The organism is Actinosynnema sp. NPDC023658 (assembly GCF_040639995.1).
Lineage (GTDB): Bacteria > Actinomycetota > Actinomycetes > Mycobacteriales > Pseudonocardiaceae > Actinosynnema.
This window is the reverse complement of sequence record NZ_JBFAAX010001178.1, coordinates 1-1,593: the sequence shown is the minus strand read 5'-3', so window position 1 is coordinate 1,593 and position 1,593 is coordinate 1. Positions and strand designations below refer to the sequence as shown.

The 1,593-nt window shown below is 76.2% G+C and carries 2 protein-coding genes; one reads left to right on the top strand and one right to left on the bottom strand.

Translation table 11 applies throughout. The features are described from left to right. A partial coding sequence (locus AB0G02_RS39310) for a sensor histidine kinase (RefSeq protein WP_360805340.1) occupies window positions 1-449 on the top strand: 449 nt, incomplete at its 5' end. Between the two features lie 19 nt (window positions 450-468). On the opposite strand, the gene AB0G02_RS39305 is transcribed toward AB0G02_RS39310, so the two are convergent. Next, window positions 469-1,593 (bottom strand): aromatic amino acid ammonia-lyase (locus AB0G02_RS39305; protein ID WP_360805337.1); only part of this gene is annotated, 1,125 nt, incomplete at its 5' end.

Here is a 1,593-nt window from a genome sequence, read left to right as displayed (position 1 = left end):
CCGACCGGGCGGGTGAGCGGCGGGTCACGCTGACCGTGGAGCGGCCCGCCGGTCCGCTGGTCGTGACCGGCGTCGAGACCGCGTTGCGGCGCGCGGTCACCGAGCTGCTGGCGAACGCGGTCCGCCACACCCCCGCGGGCGGGCGGATCGAGGTGCGGCTGGGGCGGGACGGCAGCGGGTGCGCGGAGCTGACCGTCGCGGACACCGGCGAGGGGTTCGACCCGGTCGAGGCGGACCGGCTGTTCGACCGGTTCCACCGCGGGCCCGACGGGCCGGAACGCGGCTTCGGACTGGGGCTCGCGCTGGTGAGGGAGGTCGTGACGAGGCACGGTGGCACGGTGGAGGCCACCGGTCACCCGGGCGGGGGCGCCAGGTTCACGCTGCGACTGCCCGGCGCCGAACGCAGGTCGGACACCGCTGCGCAGGAGATCGGCACCGGCTTGCGGTGACACCGCCGCGGCCGTGACGTCACCACCGCCCCGCCATGACCACGTCGGCGGCCACGCGCACGTCCACGTCGAGCGGCCGGTCGGGGTCCACCGGGTCGATCGCGTCGCAGAGGACGTCCAGCAGGGCCGCGCAGCGGGGCGCGGTCGGTCGCCTCCCGCCCACGTGGACGGCCTGGCGCAGGCCCAGCGCGAGCGAGCCGCACAGCAGCCGCAGCAGCTCCGCGACGTCGTAGGAGCGCAGCGCGGCCTGGGTGCCGAACGGCACGACGTCCTGGTTGTGCAGGTTGGTCGGCAGGCTCTGGGTGCTGGCCGGCACGGCGGCGCGGCGGATCTCGGCCACGAACGCCGTCGTGGCGAGCTGCACGCCCTGCAACCCGTGCTGCTGACCGGGACCGGCGGCGAGCATCGGCGGCAGGCCCGTGTTGCGGACCGGGTCGACGAGCAGGTCGAGCTGCCGCTCCGCGAGGTTGCCCAGCGTCGCGGTGACCATGGCGAGGACGTCGGCGGCGAACGCGGCCGGCTGGCCGAAGAAGTTGCCGCCGTGCGCGACCAGGTCGTCGCCGGGGAAGAACAGCGGGTTGTCGCTGACCCCGGCCAGGTCCGCGGCCACCACGCCGTCGACGTAGCGCAACGCGTCCTCGGCGGCGCCGAGCAGCTGCGGCGAGCACCGGATGCTGTACGGCTCCTGGAGCGCACGGGCACCGCTCGGCGTGGTGCCGTCGAGCAGATCGCGCATGTGGTCCGCGACGGCGGCCGCGCCGGGGTGGCCGTACGCGGAGATCAGGCGCGGGTCGAGGAAGACGGGGTCGGCGCCGAGGACGTCCACCAGCAGGCAGGTCAGGTCCTGGATCGCCCGGTGGGAGGCGCGGACGCGGCCGAGCGCGAGGGCGGTGGCGGCGGTCGTGACCGACGTGCCGTTGACCAGCGCGAGCGCGTCGCGGCCGGTCAGGGAGAGCGGGGTCAGGCCGGTGCGGCGCAGGGCCTCGTCCGCGGGCAGCCGCTCACCGTCGACGTAGGCGTGGCCGCGACCGCGCAGCGCCTGCGTCGCGTAGGCCAGCGGGATGAGGTCGCCGCTCGCGCCGACCGAGCCGTACCGCGGCACCGCCGGGACGAAGGTGGTCGCGAACATCGCGGCGAGGCCGTC